This is a genomic window from Kitasatospora sp. NPDC048298 (assembly GCF_043201465.1).
In the GTDB taxonomy this organism is placed as follows: Bacteria; Actinomycetota; Actinomycetes; order Streptomycetales; family Streptomycetaceae; genus Kitasatospora.
The window spans coordinates 112,684-128,955 of the sequence record NZ_JBICYZ010000005.1 but is presented as its reverse complement, the minus strand read 5'-3'; the positions used below and the strand labels follow the sequence as shown (position 1 = coordinate 128,955).

General features: G+C 72.9%; 17 protein-coding genes. 2 read left to right on the top strand and 15 right to left on the bottom strand.

Annotated elements, in window-relative coordinates; all coding sequences use genetic code 11:
* Positions 1–317: 317 nt before the first annotated feature.
* The 14 genes from cbiE to ACGF0D_RS06165 form a co-directional block, all read right to left on the bottom strand.
* Positions 318–1,574 (bottom strand): precorrin-6y C5,15-methyltransferase (decarboxylating) subunit CbiE, encoded by a 1,257-nt coding sequence (cbiE, locus tag ACGF0D_RS06230; RefSeq protein ID WP_392914147.1) that lies wholly within the window; start codon positions 1,572–1,574, stop codon positions 318–320.
* Positions 1,575–1,713: 139 nt separating this feature from the next.
* Complete coding sequence (locus tag ACGF0D_RS06225; protein WP_392874601.1) at positions 1,714–2,376, bottom strand: GNAT family N-acetyltransferase; 663 nt, start codon at positions 2,374–2,376, stop codon at positions 1,714–1,716.
* Positions 2,377–2,574: 198 nt separating this feature from the next.
* The gene (locus tag ACGF0D_RS06220) at positions 2,575–3,399 is read right to left on the bottom strand and encodes a MetQ/NlpA family ABC transporter substrate-binding protein (protein WP_392874598.1); all 825 of its coding nucleotides are present in this window, start codon (positions 3,397–3,399) and stop codon (positions 2,575–2,577) included.
* 57 nt (positions 3,400–3,456) lie between these two features.
* Positions 3,457–4,188 (bottom strand): methionine ABC transporter permease, encoded by a 732-nt coding sequence (locus ACGF0D_RS06215; RefSeq protein ID WP_392874595.1) that lies wholly within the window; start codon positions 4,186–4,188, stop codon positions 3,457–3,459.
* Positions 4,185–5,225 (bottom strand): methionine ABC transporter ATP-binding protein, encoded by a 1,041-nt coding sequence (locus ACGF0D_RS06210; protein WP_392914146.1) that lies wholly within the window; start codon positions 5,223–5,225, stop codon positions 4,185–4,187. The genes ACGF0D_RS06215 and ACGF0D_RS06210 overlap by 4 nt, the downstream gene beginning before the upstream one ends.
* A gap of 544 nt (positions 5,226–5,769) precedes the next feature.
* The gene (locus ACGF0D_RS06205) at positions 5,770–6,276 is read right to left on the bottom strand and encodes a GNAT family N-acetyltransferase (RefSeq protein WP_392874589.1); all 507 of its coding nucleotides are present in this window, start codon (positions 6,274–6,276) and stop codon (positions 5,770–5,772) included.
* A 207-nt stretch (positions 6,277–6,483) separates the two neighbouring features.
* On the bottom strand, positions 6,484–6,741 hold the full coding sequence (locus tag ACGF0D_RS06200) for a hypothetical protein (protein WP_392874586.1): 258 nt from the start codon (positions 6,739–6,741) through the stop codon (positions 6,484–6,486).
* 127 nt (positions 6,742–6,868) lie between these two features.
* Positions 6,869–8,293, bottom strand: coding sequence for an argininosuccinate lyase (gene argH, locus ACGF0D_RS06195; protein ID WP_392914145.1), 1,425 nt, complete (start codon positions 8,291–8,293; stop codon positions 6,869–6,871).
* A gap of 114 nt (positions 8,294–8,407) precedes the next feature.
* Positions 8,408–8,956 carry an arginine repressor gene (locus ACGF0D_RS06190; RefSeq protein WP_360343103.1) on the bottom strand — a complete coding sequence of 183 codons (549 nt, stop codon included), beginning with the start codon at positions 8,954–8,956 and terminating at the stop codon, positions 8,408–8,410.
* Positions 8,957–8,979: 23 nt separating this feature from the next.
* Positions 8,980–10,212 (bottom strand): acetylornithine transaminase, encoded by a 1,233-nt coding sequence (locus ACGF0D_RS06185; RefSeq protein ID WP_392914144.1) that lies wholly within the window; start codon positions 10,210–10,212, stop codon positions 8,980–8,982.
* Positions 10,209–11,084 carry an acetylglutamate kinase gene (argB, locus tag ACGF0D_RS06180; protein WP_392875762.1) on the bottom strand — a complete coding sequence of 292 codons (876 nt, stop codon included), beginning with the start codon at positions 11,082–11,084 and terminating at the stop codon, positions 10,209–10,211. Before argB ends, ACGF0D_RS06185 begins: the two co-directional genes overlap by 4 nt.
* Positions 11,085–11,245: 161 nt before the next feature.
* Positions 11,246–12,418 carry a bifunctional glutamate N-acetyltransferase/amino-acid acetyltransferase ArgJ gene (argJ, locus tag ACGF0D_RS06175; protein WP_392914143.1) on the bottom strand — a complete coding sequence of 391 codons (1,173 nt, stop codon included), beginning with the start codon at positions 12,416–12,418 and terminating at the stop codon, positions 11,246–11,248.
* Positions 12,415–13,443, bottom strand: a complete 1,029-nt coding sequence (gene argC, locus ACGF0D_RS06170; RefSeq protein WP_392914142.1) for an N-acetyl-gamma-glutamyl-phosphate reductase — start codon at positions 13,441–13,443, stop codon at positions 12,415–12,417. The genes argJ and argC overlap by 4 nt, the downstream gene beginning before the upstream one ends.
* A 94-nt stretch (positions 13,444–13,537) precedes the next feature.
* Positions 13,538–14,749, bottom strand: a complete 1,212-nt coding sequence (locus tag ACGF0D_RS06165) for a methyltransferase (protein WP_392914141.1) — start codon at positions 14,747–14,749, stop codon at positions 13,538–13,540.
* Positions 14,750–14,831: 82 nt separating this feature from the next.
* Here ACGF0D_RS06165 and ACGF0D_RS06160 point away from each other — a divergent pair, with 82 nt between their 5' ends.
* Both ACGF0D_RS06160 and ACGF0D_RS06155 read left to right on the top strand, forming a co-directional pair.
* A complete protein-coding gene (locus ACGF0D_RS06160) occupies positions 14,832–15,236 on the top strand; it encodes a VOC family protein (protein ID WP_392874567.1) in 405 nt (134 codons plus the stop codon).
* Between the two features lie 36 nt (positions 15,237–15,272).
* The gene (locus tag ACGF0D_RS06155; protein WP_392874564.1) at positions 15,273–15,647 is read left to right on the top strand and encodes an RNA-binding S4 domain-containing protein; all 375 of its coding nucleotides are present in this window, start codon (positions 15,273–15,275) and stop codon (positions 15,645–15,647) included.
* 74 nt (positions 15,648–15,721) lie between these two features.
* Here ACGF0D_RS06155 and ACGF0D_RS06150 read toward each other — a convergent pair whose 3' ends face one another.
* Positions 15,722–16,228: an FBP domain-containing protein gene (locus ACGF0D_RS06150; RefSeq protein ID WP_392874561.1), complete on the bottom strand. Its 507-nt coding sequence runs from the start codon at positions 16,226–16,228 to the stop codon at positions 15,722–15,724.
* Positions 16,229–16,272: the final 44 nt, after the last annotated feature.

Here is a 16,272-nt window from a genome sequence, read left to right as displayed (position 1 = left end):
CCGGCGCACCGCCCGTACGGGGCGGCACATCGTCTGAAACAACGACAACCCGGAGCAACCGGCACGACCGCACCGGACCCTACGGCATTCTCCAGGTCCGGCACGAGGCCCGTCGAATTGCCCACACTCCGAGCGGAATCGGATTGCACCACGTCAAAAAGGTGACAAACCGACCGAATCGGGTGGGTCGCCGACCGATGCAGCCGCCCAGGACGTCACACTACCGGCACCGCGCGGTCACCTCTCGAATCGGTGTCCGGATGCGACCTGGATCACCGTCGACGGCAGCGGACGGCACCGGCGCGCGCCCACGGCCTTCACACGATCTGCTCACCCCAGAGCACCAGCGCGCCGGTCGTGCCCGCGCCCAGTGCCAGCCCGTCGCCCTCGTCCACCGGCCGCAGCGGGGTCGCCTGGAGCAGCGCGCCGTCCGCCCGGTAGCCCGCCCCGGCGATCGCCCGGCGGACCTCCTCCGCCTCGGCGAGTGTCCGGGGCAGTGCGACGAACCGCTCGGGCCGGCGGGCCAGCACCGCGCGCACCACGTCCAGGCCGCCGGACTCCACCACGGCCGCGTCCGGCTCCGGCAGGCCGCCCAGCACCTCGGGTCCGCTCCCGTACACCGCCTCCACCTCGACGCCGTAGCGGCGGGCGTTGACGGTCAGCCGGGCGCAGGCCGAACGGGAGCCCTCGACCGCGACCACCGCGGCACCGAACCGGGCCGCCTCCACGGCGAGGGCGCCGCTGCCGGCACCGACCGACCAGACCAGGTCCCCGGGACGTGCACCCAGACGGGCCAGCACCAGGGCGCGCACATGGGCGGGGAGTGCCTCGGGCGCGCCCGGCTCGCCTTCCGTGCGCCCGGCGCCCGTGTAGGCGTCACCGGGGAGCGCCCAGCCGCGTTCCACGCCGGGGTAACCGACCGGGCGCCCGGCGAGCCAGCCGGCCGCCTCGTCCACCGCCGCGGCCTGGGCGCCGCCGCCGATCACCAGCACCACGTTGGGGTCGCGCCACACGTGGTCGGCGATCCGGTCGGAGGTGAGGACGGTGACGTCCTCCTCGGGGGTGCCGAGGGCCTCGCAGACCACGAAGGTCCGGTGCACCCCGCGCAGCATCAGGGCGAGTTCGGCGGGCCCGGCGCCCGGCGCGGTGAGCACCGCGACCTTGGGGTGGGCCCGGCAGATGTTGGCGGCGCGGCGCAGCCGTCCGCCGTGCGCGCTGACCACCTGGGCGTCCTCCCAGGGCATGCCGGCCCGGGCGAACGCGGCGGCCACCGAGGAGACGGCGGGCAGCACCTCCAGTTCGAGGCCGAACTCGGGGCGGCGCAGGGTGCGCACCACCCCGAAGAAGCCCGGGTCGCCCTCGGCGACCACGACGGCGGCGCCGCGGTGCTCGGCGATCCTGCGGGCGGCCTGCCGGACGTTGCCGAGGGTGATCCGCTCGGCGGACTCCGGCACCGGGAGCGCGTTCAGTTGGTAGGGGGCGCCCGCCACCAGGGTCGCCGCGGCCAGGGCCGCGCCGGCGGCCTCGGTCGGCGGTGTGCCGTCCCACCCGATGACCGTGATCCGGTCAGCCATCTGCGGCCGTTCTCCCTCGCCTCGGTGCGCCACTCGATCCGCTGTCGTGCGGTGCCGGTCCAGAGGCTACCGGGTGTGGTACCCCGGAGCCCGACATCTCGCACACATGTGCGTGCCGGGTGAACGGGGGCGGGGGCGATCAGTCGCGCAGCACGTAGCGGTGGTCGCCGTGCCAGCCGGCGCGGTGCGCTTCGGGCGACTCCAGGTCCTCCGGGAGCAGGCTCCACAGGATGAGGTCGCTGCGGCTCTCTCCCCCGGCCTGGCGGCCGGGCGGTGCCCCCACCACCTCGCCGGACTCCCCGCGGACTATCCAGGCGCTGCGCAGCACGCCCTCGCTGATCCCGCCGACCTTCTGGGCGACCTGCTGGGCGGCGGTGTTCCCGGCGGCGGTGCGCAGCTCCAGGCGCAGGAAGCCGCGGTCCTCGAACAGCCACTGGGCGACACCGAGGACGGCCTCCGGCGCGTAGCCCTCGCCGCGCGCCCAGACGGCGGTGACGTAGGAGATCTCGGTGCTGCGCAGCCGCCAGTCGGTGTTGCGCAGCTCGACCAGGCCGACCAGGCGCTGGGTCAGGTGCTCGGTGACGGCGAAGACGATGCCGCGTCCGGCGGCCCGGTGGGCGGGGGCGAGGGTGCGGGCGAGCTCGGCCGCGTACGCCTCGGTGAAGGGGTGGGGCAGGTCCGTCCAGGCGAGGACGAGGTCGTCGGCCATCATCGTGGCCAGGCCGGGGGCGTCGTCCTCCGCCAGGGGGCGCAGCAGCAGCCGTTCGGTGCTGATGGCGGTCTCGGGGAAGCTCGCTGCCATGCCGTCTCTCCTCGCCGGGTCGTGAACACAACACCGTACGCCTCCGTCGTGCCCCGGATGCCACGCGGTGCGCCGCCCGCACGACGGTACGTCAGAACGCGGCCGGCCGGAGCGTCCCTGCCGCATACTGCCCGACCGGACCCCCGCCGAGGTGCGGCGGGGGCCCGGTCGGGATCGGGGCGTCGGGCGGGGTCCGGCTCAGGAGGCCGGGATGACCGAGCCCTGGAAGGTGTCGGCGATGTACTTCTTGACCTCGTCGGAGTGCAGCAGCTCTTCCAGCTTCTTCACCCGCGGGTCGTTCTCCTTGCCCTTCTTGACGACCAGGATGTTGGCGTACGGGTTGTTCTCGGCCTTCTCCAGCACCAGGGCGTCGGTGGTCGGCTTCAGGCCGGCCTGGATCGCGAAGTTGCTGTTGATGACGGCGGCGTCGAGGTCGGAGTAGGAGCGGGGCAGCTGGGCGGCCTCCAGCTCCTTCCACTTGAGGTTCTTCGGGTTGCCCGTGACGTCGGCCGGGGTGGCGGCGGTGCCGGCGCCGTCCTTGAGGGTGATGAGCTTGTTGTCGGCGAGCAGCTTGAGTGCGCGGCCCTCGTTGGTGGCGTCGTTCGGCAGGCCCACGGTGGCACCGTCCGGCAGGTCGGCGAGCGACTTGACCTTCTTGGAGTAGGCGCCGAGCGGCTCCAGGTGCACGTTCTCGACCGAGACGAGGTCGGTGCCGTTCTTCTTGTTGAAGTCCTCCAGGTACGGCAGGTGCTGGAAGTAGTTGGCGTCGGCCGAACCGTCCTGCACCGCCGTGTTGGGGGTCACGTAGTCGGTGACCTCCTTGATGTCGAGCTTGAGGCCCGCCTTCTCCGCGAGGTTGTCCTTGACGAACTTCAGGATCTGGCCGTGCGGGGTCGGGGTCGCCGCGACCTTGAGCGGCGCGTTCGGGTCCGAGGAGGAGGACCCGGAGCTGCCGCAGGCGGCGAGCGAGAGGGCGACGCCGGCGGTGGCGAGGATGCTGGTGAACTTCAGGGCGTTGCGCACGAAAAGTGCCTTTCTGCGTGGAACGGGGAGCCGCGTCCGGGGTCGGACGAGGGAGGTCTAGGGGGCGACGAGGTCCTCGTCGGCGGGGGCGGCGGGGCGGCTGCGCAGCAGTCGGGTACGTCCGCCGCCGTGGCCGCGGTTGCCCAGCCGGCGCACGGCGTAGTCGCCGGCCAGCTGGATCACGGTGACGATGACCGCGATCTCCGCCACGATGATCCACATGAAGGTGGTCTCGAACCGCAGGTAGCCGTACCGGTAGGCGAGGTCGCCGAGGCCGCCGCCGCCGACGGTGCCGGCCATCGCGGAGTAGCCGATCAGCGCGATGACCGTGGTGGTGACGGAGGCGACGATGCCGGGGAGGGCCTCGGGGACCAGCACCTTGCGGACCAGGGTCCAGGTGCCGCCGCCCATCGCGTGGACGGCCTCGACCAGGCCGCGGTCGACCTCACGGACGGAGGTCTCGACCAGCCGGGCGAAGAACGGGATCGCGCCGACGGTCAGCGGCACGGTGGCCGCCTGCCAGCCGAGGGAGTTGCCGGTCAGCCAGCGGGTGAAGGAGATCAGCGCGATCATCAGGATGATGAACGGCATCGAGCGCGTGAGGTTCACGACCGCGCCGAGCACCTTGTTCACCGGCTGGTTCTGGAGCACCCCGCCCTTGGAGGTGAGCACCAGCAGGATGCCGAGGGGCAGTCCGAGGAGGACGGTGCAGAGGGTCGACACGCCGACCATCTGGAAGGTCTCCAGGGTGGCGGGCCACATCAGCTCCTGCATCTGGTCCCAGGTCATGCCACCGCTCCGTTCGTCACACCGACGCCGTCCGAGTCGAGGACGGCCACCTGCAGGCCCTGCTCGCGCAGGTAGCCGATCGGCACCACGTTGTCCTGGTGGCTGCCGGGAAGCTCGACCCGCATCCGGCCGACCGTCCGGCCGGCGATGGTCTCCACCGCGGCGCCGAGGATGTTGATGTCGATCTGGTAGGTGCGGGCGAGCTGGGAGACGAACGGCTGGGCCGAGCTGTCGCCCTGGAAGGTGATCTCCACCACGGTGGAGGCGGGGCGGCCGGTGCCGAACTCGCCGAGCGGGAACAGCTCGCGGGCCAGCTCCGAACCGGGCTGGGCCAGCAGGTCCGTGAGTTCGCCGGACTCGACCACCCGGCCGCCGCGCATCAGGGCGGCGGAGTCGCAGACGGACTTGATGACGTCCATCTCGTGGGTGATCAGCAGGACGGTGAGGCCCAGCTGCTGGTTGAGGTCGCGCAGCAGCTTGAGGATCGAACGGGTGGTCTCCGGGTCGAGCGCCGAGGTGGCCTCGTCGGAGAGCAGCACCTTGGGGTCGCCGGCCAGCGCCCGGGCGATGCCGACGCGCTGCTTCTGGCCGCCGGAGAGCTGGTGCGGGTAGCTGCGGGCCTTGTCGCCGAGGCCGACCAGGTCGAGCAGTTCGGCGGCCTTGCGGCGGCGCTCGGTGCGGTCCAGTCCGACGATCTCCAGCGGGAGTTCGACGTTCTGCTGCACGGTCCGCGAGGAGAGCAGGTTGAAGTGCTGGAAGACCATGCCGATCCGGCGGCGGGCCTCGCGCAGTTCCCTGCCGGCCCGGTTCTCGCCGCCGGACAGCGCGGTGAGCTCGAGCCCGTCCACGGTGACCGTGCCGGAGGTCGGGCGCTCCAGCATGTTCACGCAGCGGATGAGGGTGGACTTGCCGGCACCGCTGGTGCCGACGACTCCGTAGACCTCGCCCGGGCGGACGTGCAGGTCGACGCCGGCGAGGGCGGTCACCTCGCGGCCTCGGGAACGGTAGACCTTCGTCAGGTCCGTGGTGGTGATCACAGCGGCTTTCCGTGGGTCGGGGGCGGGCGGCGTGGATCGACCGTCCGACCGGCGTGCGGTCGACGGTGTCACGGCGCTGCGCCGGGGGGATCCGGACTCGACTCCCTCGGTCGTGGCCGTGGCAGGGCCGGGCCGCGCGACGGCGTGGCCCTGACGAGTCACCCGGCCCGCGGGTGGGCGGGCACGGCCGAGGAAGGGGTTCGGGAGGAACGGCGCGCTCGCACGGGCGGGAGCGGCGCCGGAGTCTCGCTTCGGGGCGCGAGGGGGAGGCACCTTCAGCGGGTGCCGGGGGCGATGGCCCTCAGCAGTGACACATTCGACGACACATGGCACGCTCACCTGCCGGCAGGGTGCCGGTGGGGGTCCAGTTCGTCGTCGCAGTCATGTGAGCCAGTAAAACAGATGGGTCGAATTCCGCCCAATCTTTTCGCCGAGCTGTCCGCAATGCGGACATGCGGCGCCTTGACCAGCGGAGACATGACTCGGCGCCGCCACCGGTGGTCCGGATGGTGGCGGCGCCGGAGGCGTGCGCGGGGCGGCGGGCTCAGGCCGTCGCGGCGAGCGCGGTCGCGGTCGCGGCGGGCTTCTCCAGGTGGACGAAGCTCAGCCGGCTGTTGACCTGCTCGACCTCGGTCTGCCGGTACCCCTGTCGAGCGTACAGCCGCAGGTTGCCGAGGCTGCGGTGGCCGGTGAACAGCCGGTAGGCGCTCACCGGGCCGTCCTGGGCGATGCGGCGCTCCAGCGCGTCCAGCAGGCGGCCGCCGAGGCCGTGGCGCTGCATCCGCGGGTGGACGACCAGGCGCCCTATCCGGGCGACACCGTCGGCGCCGACCCGGCCGCGGACGGTGCCGACCACCTCGTCGCCCAGCCGGGCCACCAGGAAGTGCTGCTCGGACAGCTCGGCGCGCAGGCTCTCCAGGCTCTGCGTCAGGGGCTCGATCGCCCAGTCGCCGTACAGCTCGGCCTCGGGCTGGTAGCCGAGGTACTGGAGCTTGAGGATCTGCTCCGCGTCCTCGGCCTCAGCAGCCGAGATGATCACGCTCATGCCCATGTGGAGGGGCCTCCCCAGTCGTCGTGCCCGGCGCGCAGAGGGTGGCGCGCGCTCACGCTCAGTATCCGAGCGATCGCGCCACCGTCAAGAGCCGCGTTCGCCAGCGCTCTACCCGGGCGTCAGCTCCGCTCAACCTTCGCGGGGGCGGACGTGAGGAGGGTCACCTGCCGGGCCGGGTGTGCCGCGCCCGGTCGTCCGGGCCCGCGCTCAGGGGTACCGCTCCGCGTGGAGCAGCATCCGCAGGCAGGCCAGACAGCGGGAACGGGTGGGGCCGATCGAGCCGCGCGGCATGTCGAGCCGCTCGGAGAGTTCACGGTAGGTGGGCGGCGGGTCCTCGGCGAGCGCGGCGATCAGCTGCGGGCAGCGGCCGGGCAGGGCGGCGACGGTCTCGCGGACCACGCGGCGGCGGTGTTCGGCGAGGTAGACGTCCTCGGCGGAGGGGACGGGTGGAAGGGCGGTGCACACACCGTGCATGACGGTCCGGGACGGGGCCGGTTACGCCCGGGCCGAGGCGCGGACGCGGGAGGGGCGCGCCGGTCGGACCGCCGCGCCCCTCCCCCGTCGCGCCGGGGATCGGCCCCCGGGTCGGGGCTCAGCCCCGCGACCACTCCTGCTGCCGCGCCAGGTCCGCCTTCACCTCGGCGAGCTGGACCGCGACCGCCGAGGGGGCGGTTCCGCCGCGCCCGTTGCGGGCGGCGATGGCTCCGTGGACGTTGAGCACCGAGCGCACCTCGGGCGTCAGGTGCTCCGAGATCGCGGCGAACTGCTCGTCCGTCAGGTCGGACAACTCGATGCCCTCGGCCTCGCAGACCTTGACGCAGGCGCCGGCCACCTCGTGCGCGACCCGGAACGGCACGCCCTGCTTGACCAGCCACTCGGCGATGTCGGTGGCGAGCGAGAAGCCGGCCGGGGCCAGCTCCTCGAGCCGCTCCCGGTGCACGGTGAGGGTGGCCATCATCCCGGTGAACGCGGGCAGCAGCACCTCCAGCGTGTCGCAGGAGTCGAAGACCGGCTCCTTGTCCTCCTGGAGGTCCCGGTTGTAGGCGAGCGGCAGCGCCTTGAGGGTGGCCAGCAGGCCGGTCAGGTTGCCGATCAGCCGGCCGGACTTGCCGCGGGCGAGCTCGGCGATGTCCGGGTTCTTCTTCTGCGGCATGATCGAGGAGCCGGTGGAGAAGGCGTCGTGCAGCGTGATGAAGCCGAATTCCTTGGTGTTCCAGATGATCACCTCCTCCGCGATCCGGGAGAGGTTGACGCCGATCATCGCGGTCACGAAGGCGAACTCGGCGACGAAGTCGCGCGAGGCGGTGCCGTCGATGGAGTTGCCGACCGATCCGCCCTCGAAGCCGAGGTCGGCGGCGACGGCCTGCGGGTCGAGGCCGAGCGAGGAGCCGGCCAGCGCGCCGGAGCCGTACGGCGAGACGGCGGTGCGGGCGTCCCATTGGCGCAGCCGCTCGGCGTCCCGGCCGAGGGCCTGCACGTGCGCGAGGACGTGGTGGGCGAAGAGCACCGGCTGGGCGTGCTGGAGGTGGGTGCGGCCCGGCATCGCGGTGTCCGGGTGCGCCTCGGCGAGGCCGACCAGGGCCTGCTGGAGGTCGAGCAGCAGGCCGCCGATGGTCTTCGCGTGGTCCCGCAGGTACATCCGGAACAGGGTGGCGATCTGGTCGTTGCGCGAGCGCCCGGCGCGCAGCTTGCCGCCGAGGTCGGGGCCGAGGCGCTCCAGCAGGCCGCGCTCCAGGGCGGTGTGCACGTCCTCGTCGGCGACGGTGCCGGTGAAGGTGCCCGCCTCGACGTCGGCGAGCAGTTGGTCCAGCCCGGCCAGCATGCCGGTCAGCTCCTCGTCGGAGAGCAGGCCCGCCTTGTGCAGGACCCGGGCGTGGGCCTTGGAGCCGGCGATGTCGTACGGCGCGAGGCGCCAGTCGAAGTGGACCGAGGCCGAGAGCCTGGCCAGCGCCTCGGACGGGCCGTCGGCGAAGCGCGCGCCCCAGAGGCGGACGTCGGAGGACTGCTCGGCGGTCATCGCGTGGCTCCTTCATGCATGTGCAGTGGACGGCATAAGTATGCACGACACCGTATGAAAAACAAACCCCGGCCGGACGGTCTCCGTCAGGCCGGGGTTCTTCGGGTCGGAACGCTACTGCGCCTTCGCCTGGGCGAGTTGCATGAGGTGGTCGGCGAGCGCCTGGCCGCCGGCCGGGTCCCGGCTGATCAGCAGCACGGTGTCGTCGCCGGCGATGGTGCCGATGATCTCGAACACCTCGGCCTGGTCGATCGCCGAGGCCAGGAACTGGGCGGCGCCCGGCGGGGTGCGCAGCACCACCAGGTTGCCGGAGGCCGTCGCGGAGACCATGAGCTCGCCGGCCAGCCGGGCCATCCGGCCCTCGCTGGCCGACTCCCCCATCGGCGCGCGCGGCGTGCGGTCGCCGCCCTCGGCCGGGACGGCGTAGATCAGCGCGCCGTCCCGGTTGCGGATCTTGACCGCGCCCAGCTCGTCCAGGTCCCGGGAGAGGGTGGCCTGGGTGACCACGAGTCCGTCGTCGGCGAGCAGCTTGGCGAGCTGGCTCTGCGAACGCACGGGCTGGCGGGTGAGCAGGTCCACGATCCGCCGGTGGCGCGCGGTGCGGGTCTGCGGGACCTGCGGCGTCGGGCCGGTGGCGGACGGGCCGGAATGGGAAGCGGTCATGTGATTATTCTCCCGGACAACGGTCAACTCGCATCGGCCGGGGCGCTCTCGCGCACCGTCCGGAGGATGCCCGGCAGCGCGGCCAGGAAGGCGTCCGCCTCCTGCTCGGTCAGCACCAGCGGCGGGGCCAGCCGGACGGCTTCCGGGACGGCCGCGTTGACCAGGAAGCCCGCCTCCTGGGCGACGGCCTGGACCTTGGCCGATACCGGCTCGGTGAGCACGATGCCGAGCAGCAGACCCGCCCCGCGCACGTGCGAGACCAGCGGGTCGCCGAGCGCCTCGACGCCGTCGCGAAGCCGCTCGCCGAGCTTGCGGACGTGCTCCAGCAGGCCCTCGGACTCGATGGTGTCCAGCACCGCCAGCCCGGCCGCGGCGGCCACCGGGTTGCCGCCGAAGGTGGTGCCGTGCTGGCCCGGGGTGAGCAGCTCGGCGGCCGGCCCGAAGGCGAGCACCGCGCCCATCGGCAGGCCGCCACCGAGCGCCTTGGCCAGGGTGACCACGTCCGGCTCCACGCCCTCGTACGCCTGGTGGGCGAACCAGTGGCCGGTGCGGCCGACGCCGGTCTGGATCTCGTCCAGGACCAGCAGGGTGCCGGTGGCCCGGGTGATCTCGCGGGCCGCCTTCAGGTAGCCGTCCGGCAGCGGGATCGCGCCGTTCTCGCCCTGGACCGGCTCCAGGAAGACGGCCGCGGTCTCGGTGGTGACGGCCGCGCGCAGCGCCTCGACGTCACCGAACGGGACGTGGGTGACGTCGCCGGGCAGCGGGCGGAACGGGTCCCGCTTGGCGGGCTGGCCGGTGAGCGCGAGGGCGCCCATGGTGCGGCCGTGGAAGGCACCCTGGAGGGCGACCAGGTGGGTGCGGCCGGTCCGCCGGCTGATCTTGAAGGCGGCCTCGTTGGCCTCGGCGCCGGAGTTGCAGAAGAACACCCGGCCGCCGGGGCGGCCGTCCAGCTCCAGCAGCCGCTCGGCGAGGGCGATGGTGGGCTCGGCCATGAAGAGGTTGGAGACGTGGCCGAGGGTGGCGATCTGCCGGCTCACCGCCTCGACGACGGCCGGGTGGGCGGTGCCCAGGGCGTTGACGGCGATGCCGCCGAGCAGGTCGGTGTACTCCTTGCCGTCGGCGTCCCAGAGCTTGCTGCCCTCGCCGCGCACCAGCGGGATGCGGGGGGTGCCGTAGTTGTCGGTGAAGGAGTGCTGCCACCGCTCGGTGAACTGCTCGTTGTGGGTCGCTCCGGTGCCGCCGGTCGTGCCGGTCATGCCAGTCCCCCGATCACGGTCGTCTCGTCGTCCGGCACGACCATCGTGCCGATGCCCTCGTCGGTGAAGATCTCCAGCAGCAGGCTGTGCTGGACCCGGCCGTCCAGCACGCGGGCGGTGCCCACGCCGGAACGGACGGCCCGCAGGCAGCCCTCCATCTTGGGGAGCATGCCGCTGGCCAGGTCGGGCAGCAGCTCCTCCAGCTCGGTCGCGGTGAGCTGGCTGATCACGTCGTCGGAGTTCGGCCAGTCCTTGTAGAGGCCCTCGACGTCGGTGAGGACGACGAGCATCTCGGCGCCGAGCGCGACCGCGAGCGCGGAGGCGGCGGTGTCCGCGTTGATGTTGTAGACGTGGCCGTCGGCGCCGCGGGCGATCGAGGAGATGACCGGGATCCGGCCGTCGGCGATCATCGCCTTCACCGCGCCGGCCTCGATGTTGACGATGTCGCCGACCAGGCCGATGTCGACCTGCTCGCCGTCCACCACCGCGTAGCGCTTGACCGCCGTCATGGTGTGGGCGTCCTCGCCGGTCATGCCGACGGCGAACGGGCCGTGCTCGTTGAGCAGGCCGACCAGCTCGCGCTGCACCTGGCCGGCCAGCACCATCCGGACCACGTCCATGGTCTCCGGGGTGGTGACCCGCAGGCCGTTGGTGAAGCTCGACTCCAGGCCCAGCCGGTCGAGTTGGGCGCTGATCTGGGGGCCGCCGCCGTGCACCACGACGGGGTGCAGACCGGCGTAGCGGAGGAAGACGACGTCCTGGGCGAAGGCGGCCTTGAGGCTCTCGTCCACCATGGCGTTGCCGCCGAACTTGATCACGACGGTCTTGCCGTGGAAGCGCTCCAGCCACGGGAGCGCCTCGATCAGCGTCATGGCCTTGGGCAACGCGGTGTTGTTGCGGGCCTGTTCGCCCTTGGGTGCGATCTGCACGGGTTTCCCTCGTCGGAACGGATGTCGCGGATCGGGTGTCGCGACTCGGGGTGTCGCAACTCGGGGTGTCGCGGCTCAGGGTGTCGCGGACGAAGTGACGCCGGTCAGGTCGAGTAGGCGCTGTTCTCGTGAACGTAGTCGGCCGTCAGGTCGTTGGTCCACAGCGTGGCGCCCGCCGGGCCGGCGTTGAGGTTCGCCGTGATGACGACCTCGCGGCCCTTCATGTCCACCAGGTCGCGGTCCTCGCCGACGCCGCCGGACTTGCACACCCAGACGCCGTTGATGGCGACGTCCAGCTCGTTCGGGTCGAAGGCGGCGGAGGTGGTGCCGATCGCGGCCAGCACCCGGCCCCAGTTGGGGTCCTCGCCGTGGATGGCGCACTTGAGCAGGTTGTTGCGGCTGATCGTCCGGGCGACCTCGACCGCCTCGTCCTCGGTGGCGGCGCCGGTGACGTCGATCCGGATCTCCTTGCTCGCGCCCTCGGCGTCGCCGATCAGCTGACGGGCCAGGTCGGCGCTGACCGTGCGAACGGCCTCGGCGAACTCGGCCTGCTCCGGGGTGACGCCGGAGGCGGCGGAGGCGAGCAGCAGCACGGTGTCGTTGGTCGACATGCAGCCGTCGGAGTCGATCCGGTCGAAGGTGGTGCGGGTGGCGCCGCGCAGCGCGGTGTCCAGGGCGGCGCCGTCCAGATCGGCGTCGGTGGTGAGGACGACCAGCATGGTGGCGAGGCTCGGGGCGAGCATGCCCGCGCCCTTGGCCATGCCGCCGACCGTCCAGCCGGCCGGGCTGGTGTACTGGGCGGTCTTGTGCACCGTGTCGGTGGTCTTGATGGCGATCGCGGCGGCCTCGCCGCCGTCCTCGCCGAGCTCGCCGGCGGCGAGCGCGACCCCGGGGAGCAGGATGTCCATCGGCAACCGTACGCCGATCAGGCCGGTGGAGGCGACGGCGACCTCGCCCGCGTTCAGGCCCAGCTCGGCGGCGACCTTCTCCGCGGTGGCGTGGGTGTCCTGGAAGCCGAGCGGGCCGGTGCAGGCGTTGGCGCCACCGGAGTTGAGGACGACGGCGGAGACCCGGCCGCCCTTGAGGACCTGCTCGGACCAGAGCACCGGTGCCGCCTTGACCCGGTTGGCGGTGAAGACGCCGGCCGCGGCGAGCGAAGGGCCGTCGTTGACCACCAGGGCGAGGTCGGGGGTGCCGGAGGCCTTGATGCCCGCGGTCACGCCGGCGGCCCGGAAGCCCTTGGCGGCGGTCACTCCGACGTTCGTGCTCTTGCTCACGGTGCGACTCCGTTCACGGGAAGGCCGAGCTCCTCGGGCAGACCGAGGGCGATGTTCATGCTCTGCACCGCGCCGCCGGCGGTGCCCTTGACCAGGTTGTCGATCGCGCTGATCGCGATGATCCGCCCGGCGGTGGCGTCCAGGGCGACCTGGACCAGGGCGGTGTTGGCGCCGTAGACGCTGCTGGTCTGCGGCCACTGCCCCTCGGGCAGCAGGTGGACGAAGGGCTCGTCCACGAAGGCCTCGGCGTACGCGGCGCGCAGGCTCTGCGCCGTCACCCCGGGCCTGGCCTTGGCCGAGCAGGTGGCGAGGATGCCGCGCGGCATCGGGACGAGGGTGGGGGTGAAGGAGACGGTGACCGGCTCGCCCGCCAGTGGGGAGAGGTTCTGGGCCATCTCCGGGGTGTGCCGGTGGACGCCGCCGACGCCGTACGGGCTGACGCTGCCCATCACCTCGCTGCCCAGCAGGTGCGGCTTGGCGGCCTTGCCGGCGCCGGAGGTGCCGGAGGCGGCGACCACCACGGCCTCCGGTTCGGCGAGCTGCGCGGCGTACGCGGGGAACAGCGCGAGGGAGACGGCCGTCGGGTAGCAGCCGGGTACGGCGATCCGGTTGCTGCCCTTCAACGCGGCGCGGTGGCCGGGGAGTTCGGGCAGGCCGTAGGGCCAGGTGCCGGCGTGCGCGGAGCCGTAGAACTGCTCCCAGTCGGTGGCGGCCTTGAGCCGGAAGTCGGCGCCGCAGTCGATCACCAGGACGTTCGGGCCGAGCTCCTCGGCGACGGCCGCGGACTGACCGTGCGGCAGCGCCAGGAACACCACGTCGTGGTCGGCCAGCACCTCGGGGGTGGTGGCCTCGAGGACGCGGTCGGCGAGCGGGAGGAGGTGCGGCTGGAGCGTGCCCAGCCTGGTGCCCGCGTTCGAGCCGCCGGTCAGCGCCCCGATCTCCACCTCCGGGTGGCCGAGCAGCAGGCGCAGCACCTCGCCGCCCGCATAACCGCTCGCGCCGGCGACGGCGACTCGCAATGCCATGGCGTTCCTCCTTCGTCTTGGCATGAATATACGCGCGGTGGAAAATTCATGCAAGGAGTTCGCGCCGGACCCCCGCCGGGGCGGGGCGGCGGGGTCAGCGCTTCACGGCTCGCAGCACCACGAACTTGGGGTTCCCGGCGACGAGTTGGCAGTTGCCGAAGAGACGGCGCAGCTTGACGTGGTAGCCGAGGTGGCGGTTGCCGACCACCCAGAGCTCCCCGCCGGGCCGCAGCGCCCGCTTGGCGCCGGTGAACATCCGCCGGGCGGTGGCGTCGGTGGTGGCCTGGTGGGAGTGGAACGGCGGGTTGTTGAGCACCAGGTCCACCGAGCCGGGCGCCACCGCGTCCGCGGCCAGGGCGTCGGCGGTCAGGAACTCGGCCGCGGCGTCCGGGCCCAGGTTGGTGCGGAAGGTCTCCTCGGCGGAGGCCACCGCCTGGTGCGACTCGTCCACGAACACCAGCTCCGCGCCGGGCCCGGCCAGCGCGGCGGCCGTACCGACCACGCCGTTGCCGCAGCCCAGGTCCACCACACGGGCGCCCGGGGCGGGGACGGGCAGGTGGGCGAGGAGGAAGCGGGTGCCGATGTCCAGCCGATCGGCGCAGAAGGTGCCCGCGTGGTTGACGACGGTGCGGCCGGAGACCGGGCCGATGTCCGGGGGCAGCGCGTAGCGGTGCGGCCACGGGTTGGGGCCGGGGTCGAGCGCTCGGTCGGGGGTGCAGAAGATCAGCCGGGCCTTGCGGGCGGCCAGCGAGGTGCGGGTCGGGCCGAGGATCCGCTCGAAGAGCCGGAGCGTGGAGGTGTGGATCTCGGTGACCATGCCGGTGCCGATCACCACCGTGTCCTCGTGGAGGGCGGGGGCGAACCGGTGCAGCTGGTCCTCCAGCAGGGCCAGGCTCTTGGGGACGCGCACCAGCAGCACGTCGATCCGCTCCGGCGGGGTGTCCCGGGTGGTGAGCAGCCGGGACTCGTCGACGGCGGCGCCGGCCCGGGCCAGGTTGGCCAGGGTGGCCCGGCGGCCGAGGTGGGAGTCGGTGATCTGGAACGGTCGGTGGTCGGCGAGCGCGGTGGTCAGCGCGCCCCAGCGGTCGCCGAGGACGGCGACCGTGCGGCCGGCCAGCCCGGTCGCGGCGCCGGCCGCGCTGTCCGCCTCGCCCGCGAGGTGGCGCAGCAGGTACTCGTCGGCGGCGTCCCAGGCCCGCAGCCGCTCGCGCGGATCCTCGGGGAACCGGGTGAGTTCGAAGGTGCCCCACGGGGTGGCGAAGGCGGTGTCCGGCGGGGTCGCGGCGGGCGTGGTCTGGGGATTCATCGTGTTCTCAGGCTATCCGACGGCCCCCGGCGGCGATTACGGACGGATACTGGAAGGGGCCCGACCGAGAGGGGTGAGGGCGATGGAGTGGAAACTCGAAGTCGTGGTGGTCCCGGTGTCCGACGTGGACCGCTCGAAGCTCTTCTACGAGGAGCAGGCCGGGTTCACCGTCAACCACGACACCCTGCTGCGGGACGGGGTCCGGGTGGTCCAGCTGACGCCCCCCGGCTCGCCCTGCTCGATCGTGGTGGGCGAGGGCGTGATCGACTCGCCGCCCGGATCGGTCAAGGGGCTCCAGCTGGTGGTGCCCGACATCGAGCGGGCGCACGCCGAGCTGCAGGCCAGGGGCGTGCAGGTCAGCCCGGTCCAGCACTTCGTGGCGGGGGGCCGGGTCGACGGGCACGGCGAGGCCTGGAACAACTTCGTGTTCTTCAACGACCCGGACGGGAACGGCTGGGCGGTCCAGGAGGCGCCGCGCGCCGCGTAGGGCGGACCGGCCCCCGGCCTTGGGTAGGCTCCGAGGATGGCTGAACACGAGGGAAGCGTGCGGGTGGACAGCTGGATCTGGTCGGTCCGGCTGGTCAAGACGCGGGCGCTGGCGGCGGCCGCCTGCCGCGCCGGGCACGTCAAGGTGAACGGCGAGCGGGCCAAGCCCGCGCAGGCACTGAAGCCCGGCGACGAGGTGCGGGTCCGCGAGGAGGGGTACGAGCGGGTCGTGGTCGTGCGGCAGTTGATCCGCAAGCGGGTCGGCGCCGCGGTCGCGGCGGAGTGCCTGGTCGACAACAGCCCGCCGCGGCCGCCGCGCGAGTTCGTCGCGGCGGCCGGGACCCGGGACCGCGGGACCGGGCGGCCGACCAAGCGGGAGCGCCGCGAGCTGGACCAGCTGCGCGGGCACTGAGCGGGCACCGAGCGGCCCCGGACGCCGGGGTCTCGAGTGCGGAGAGCCTCGGGTGCGGAAGAGCCGTGGAGCCGTTACGCGGCCGCGGTGGCGAGCACCCTGGCGAGGAAGCCGTCGAGGTTGGCCACCGTACGGTCGATCTGTAGCTCCAGCGGCAGCGACTCGTCGGGCCGGGTGACCAGGGTGGACTTCTTCAGCCCGCGCACGTAGAGCGAGCAGGCGAGGTCGGCGCAGATGTAGGTGCCGACCGTGTTGCCCTCGCGCCCGGCCACCCCGGCCCGGCGGGCGGCGAGCAGCGCCACCCCCGACCCGGCGTGCGCGGTGATGCACAGCGAGCACACGTTGGTCTTGGTCAGGCTGCGCCGGATCACCGGCGAGCGCAGCGTCACGCCGACCAGCTCGCCCCCGTACGGCGCCACCAGGTACGCCCGGTCGGGCGCGCCCTGGTCCCGCCAGCCGAGGAAGTCCAGGTTCTCCCAGGGCAGTTCGGCCAGGCCCCGGGGCAGGTTGAGCCGACGGGCCTCGCCCTTGGAGCAGTTGACGAAGGACGCGCGGATCTCGTTCTCACCCAGGGATTCCATGCCGCGGAAGCTAACACCCGCCGACCGGCCGTGTCGCTCCGATT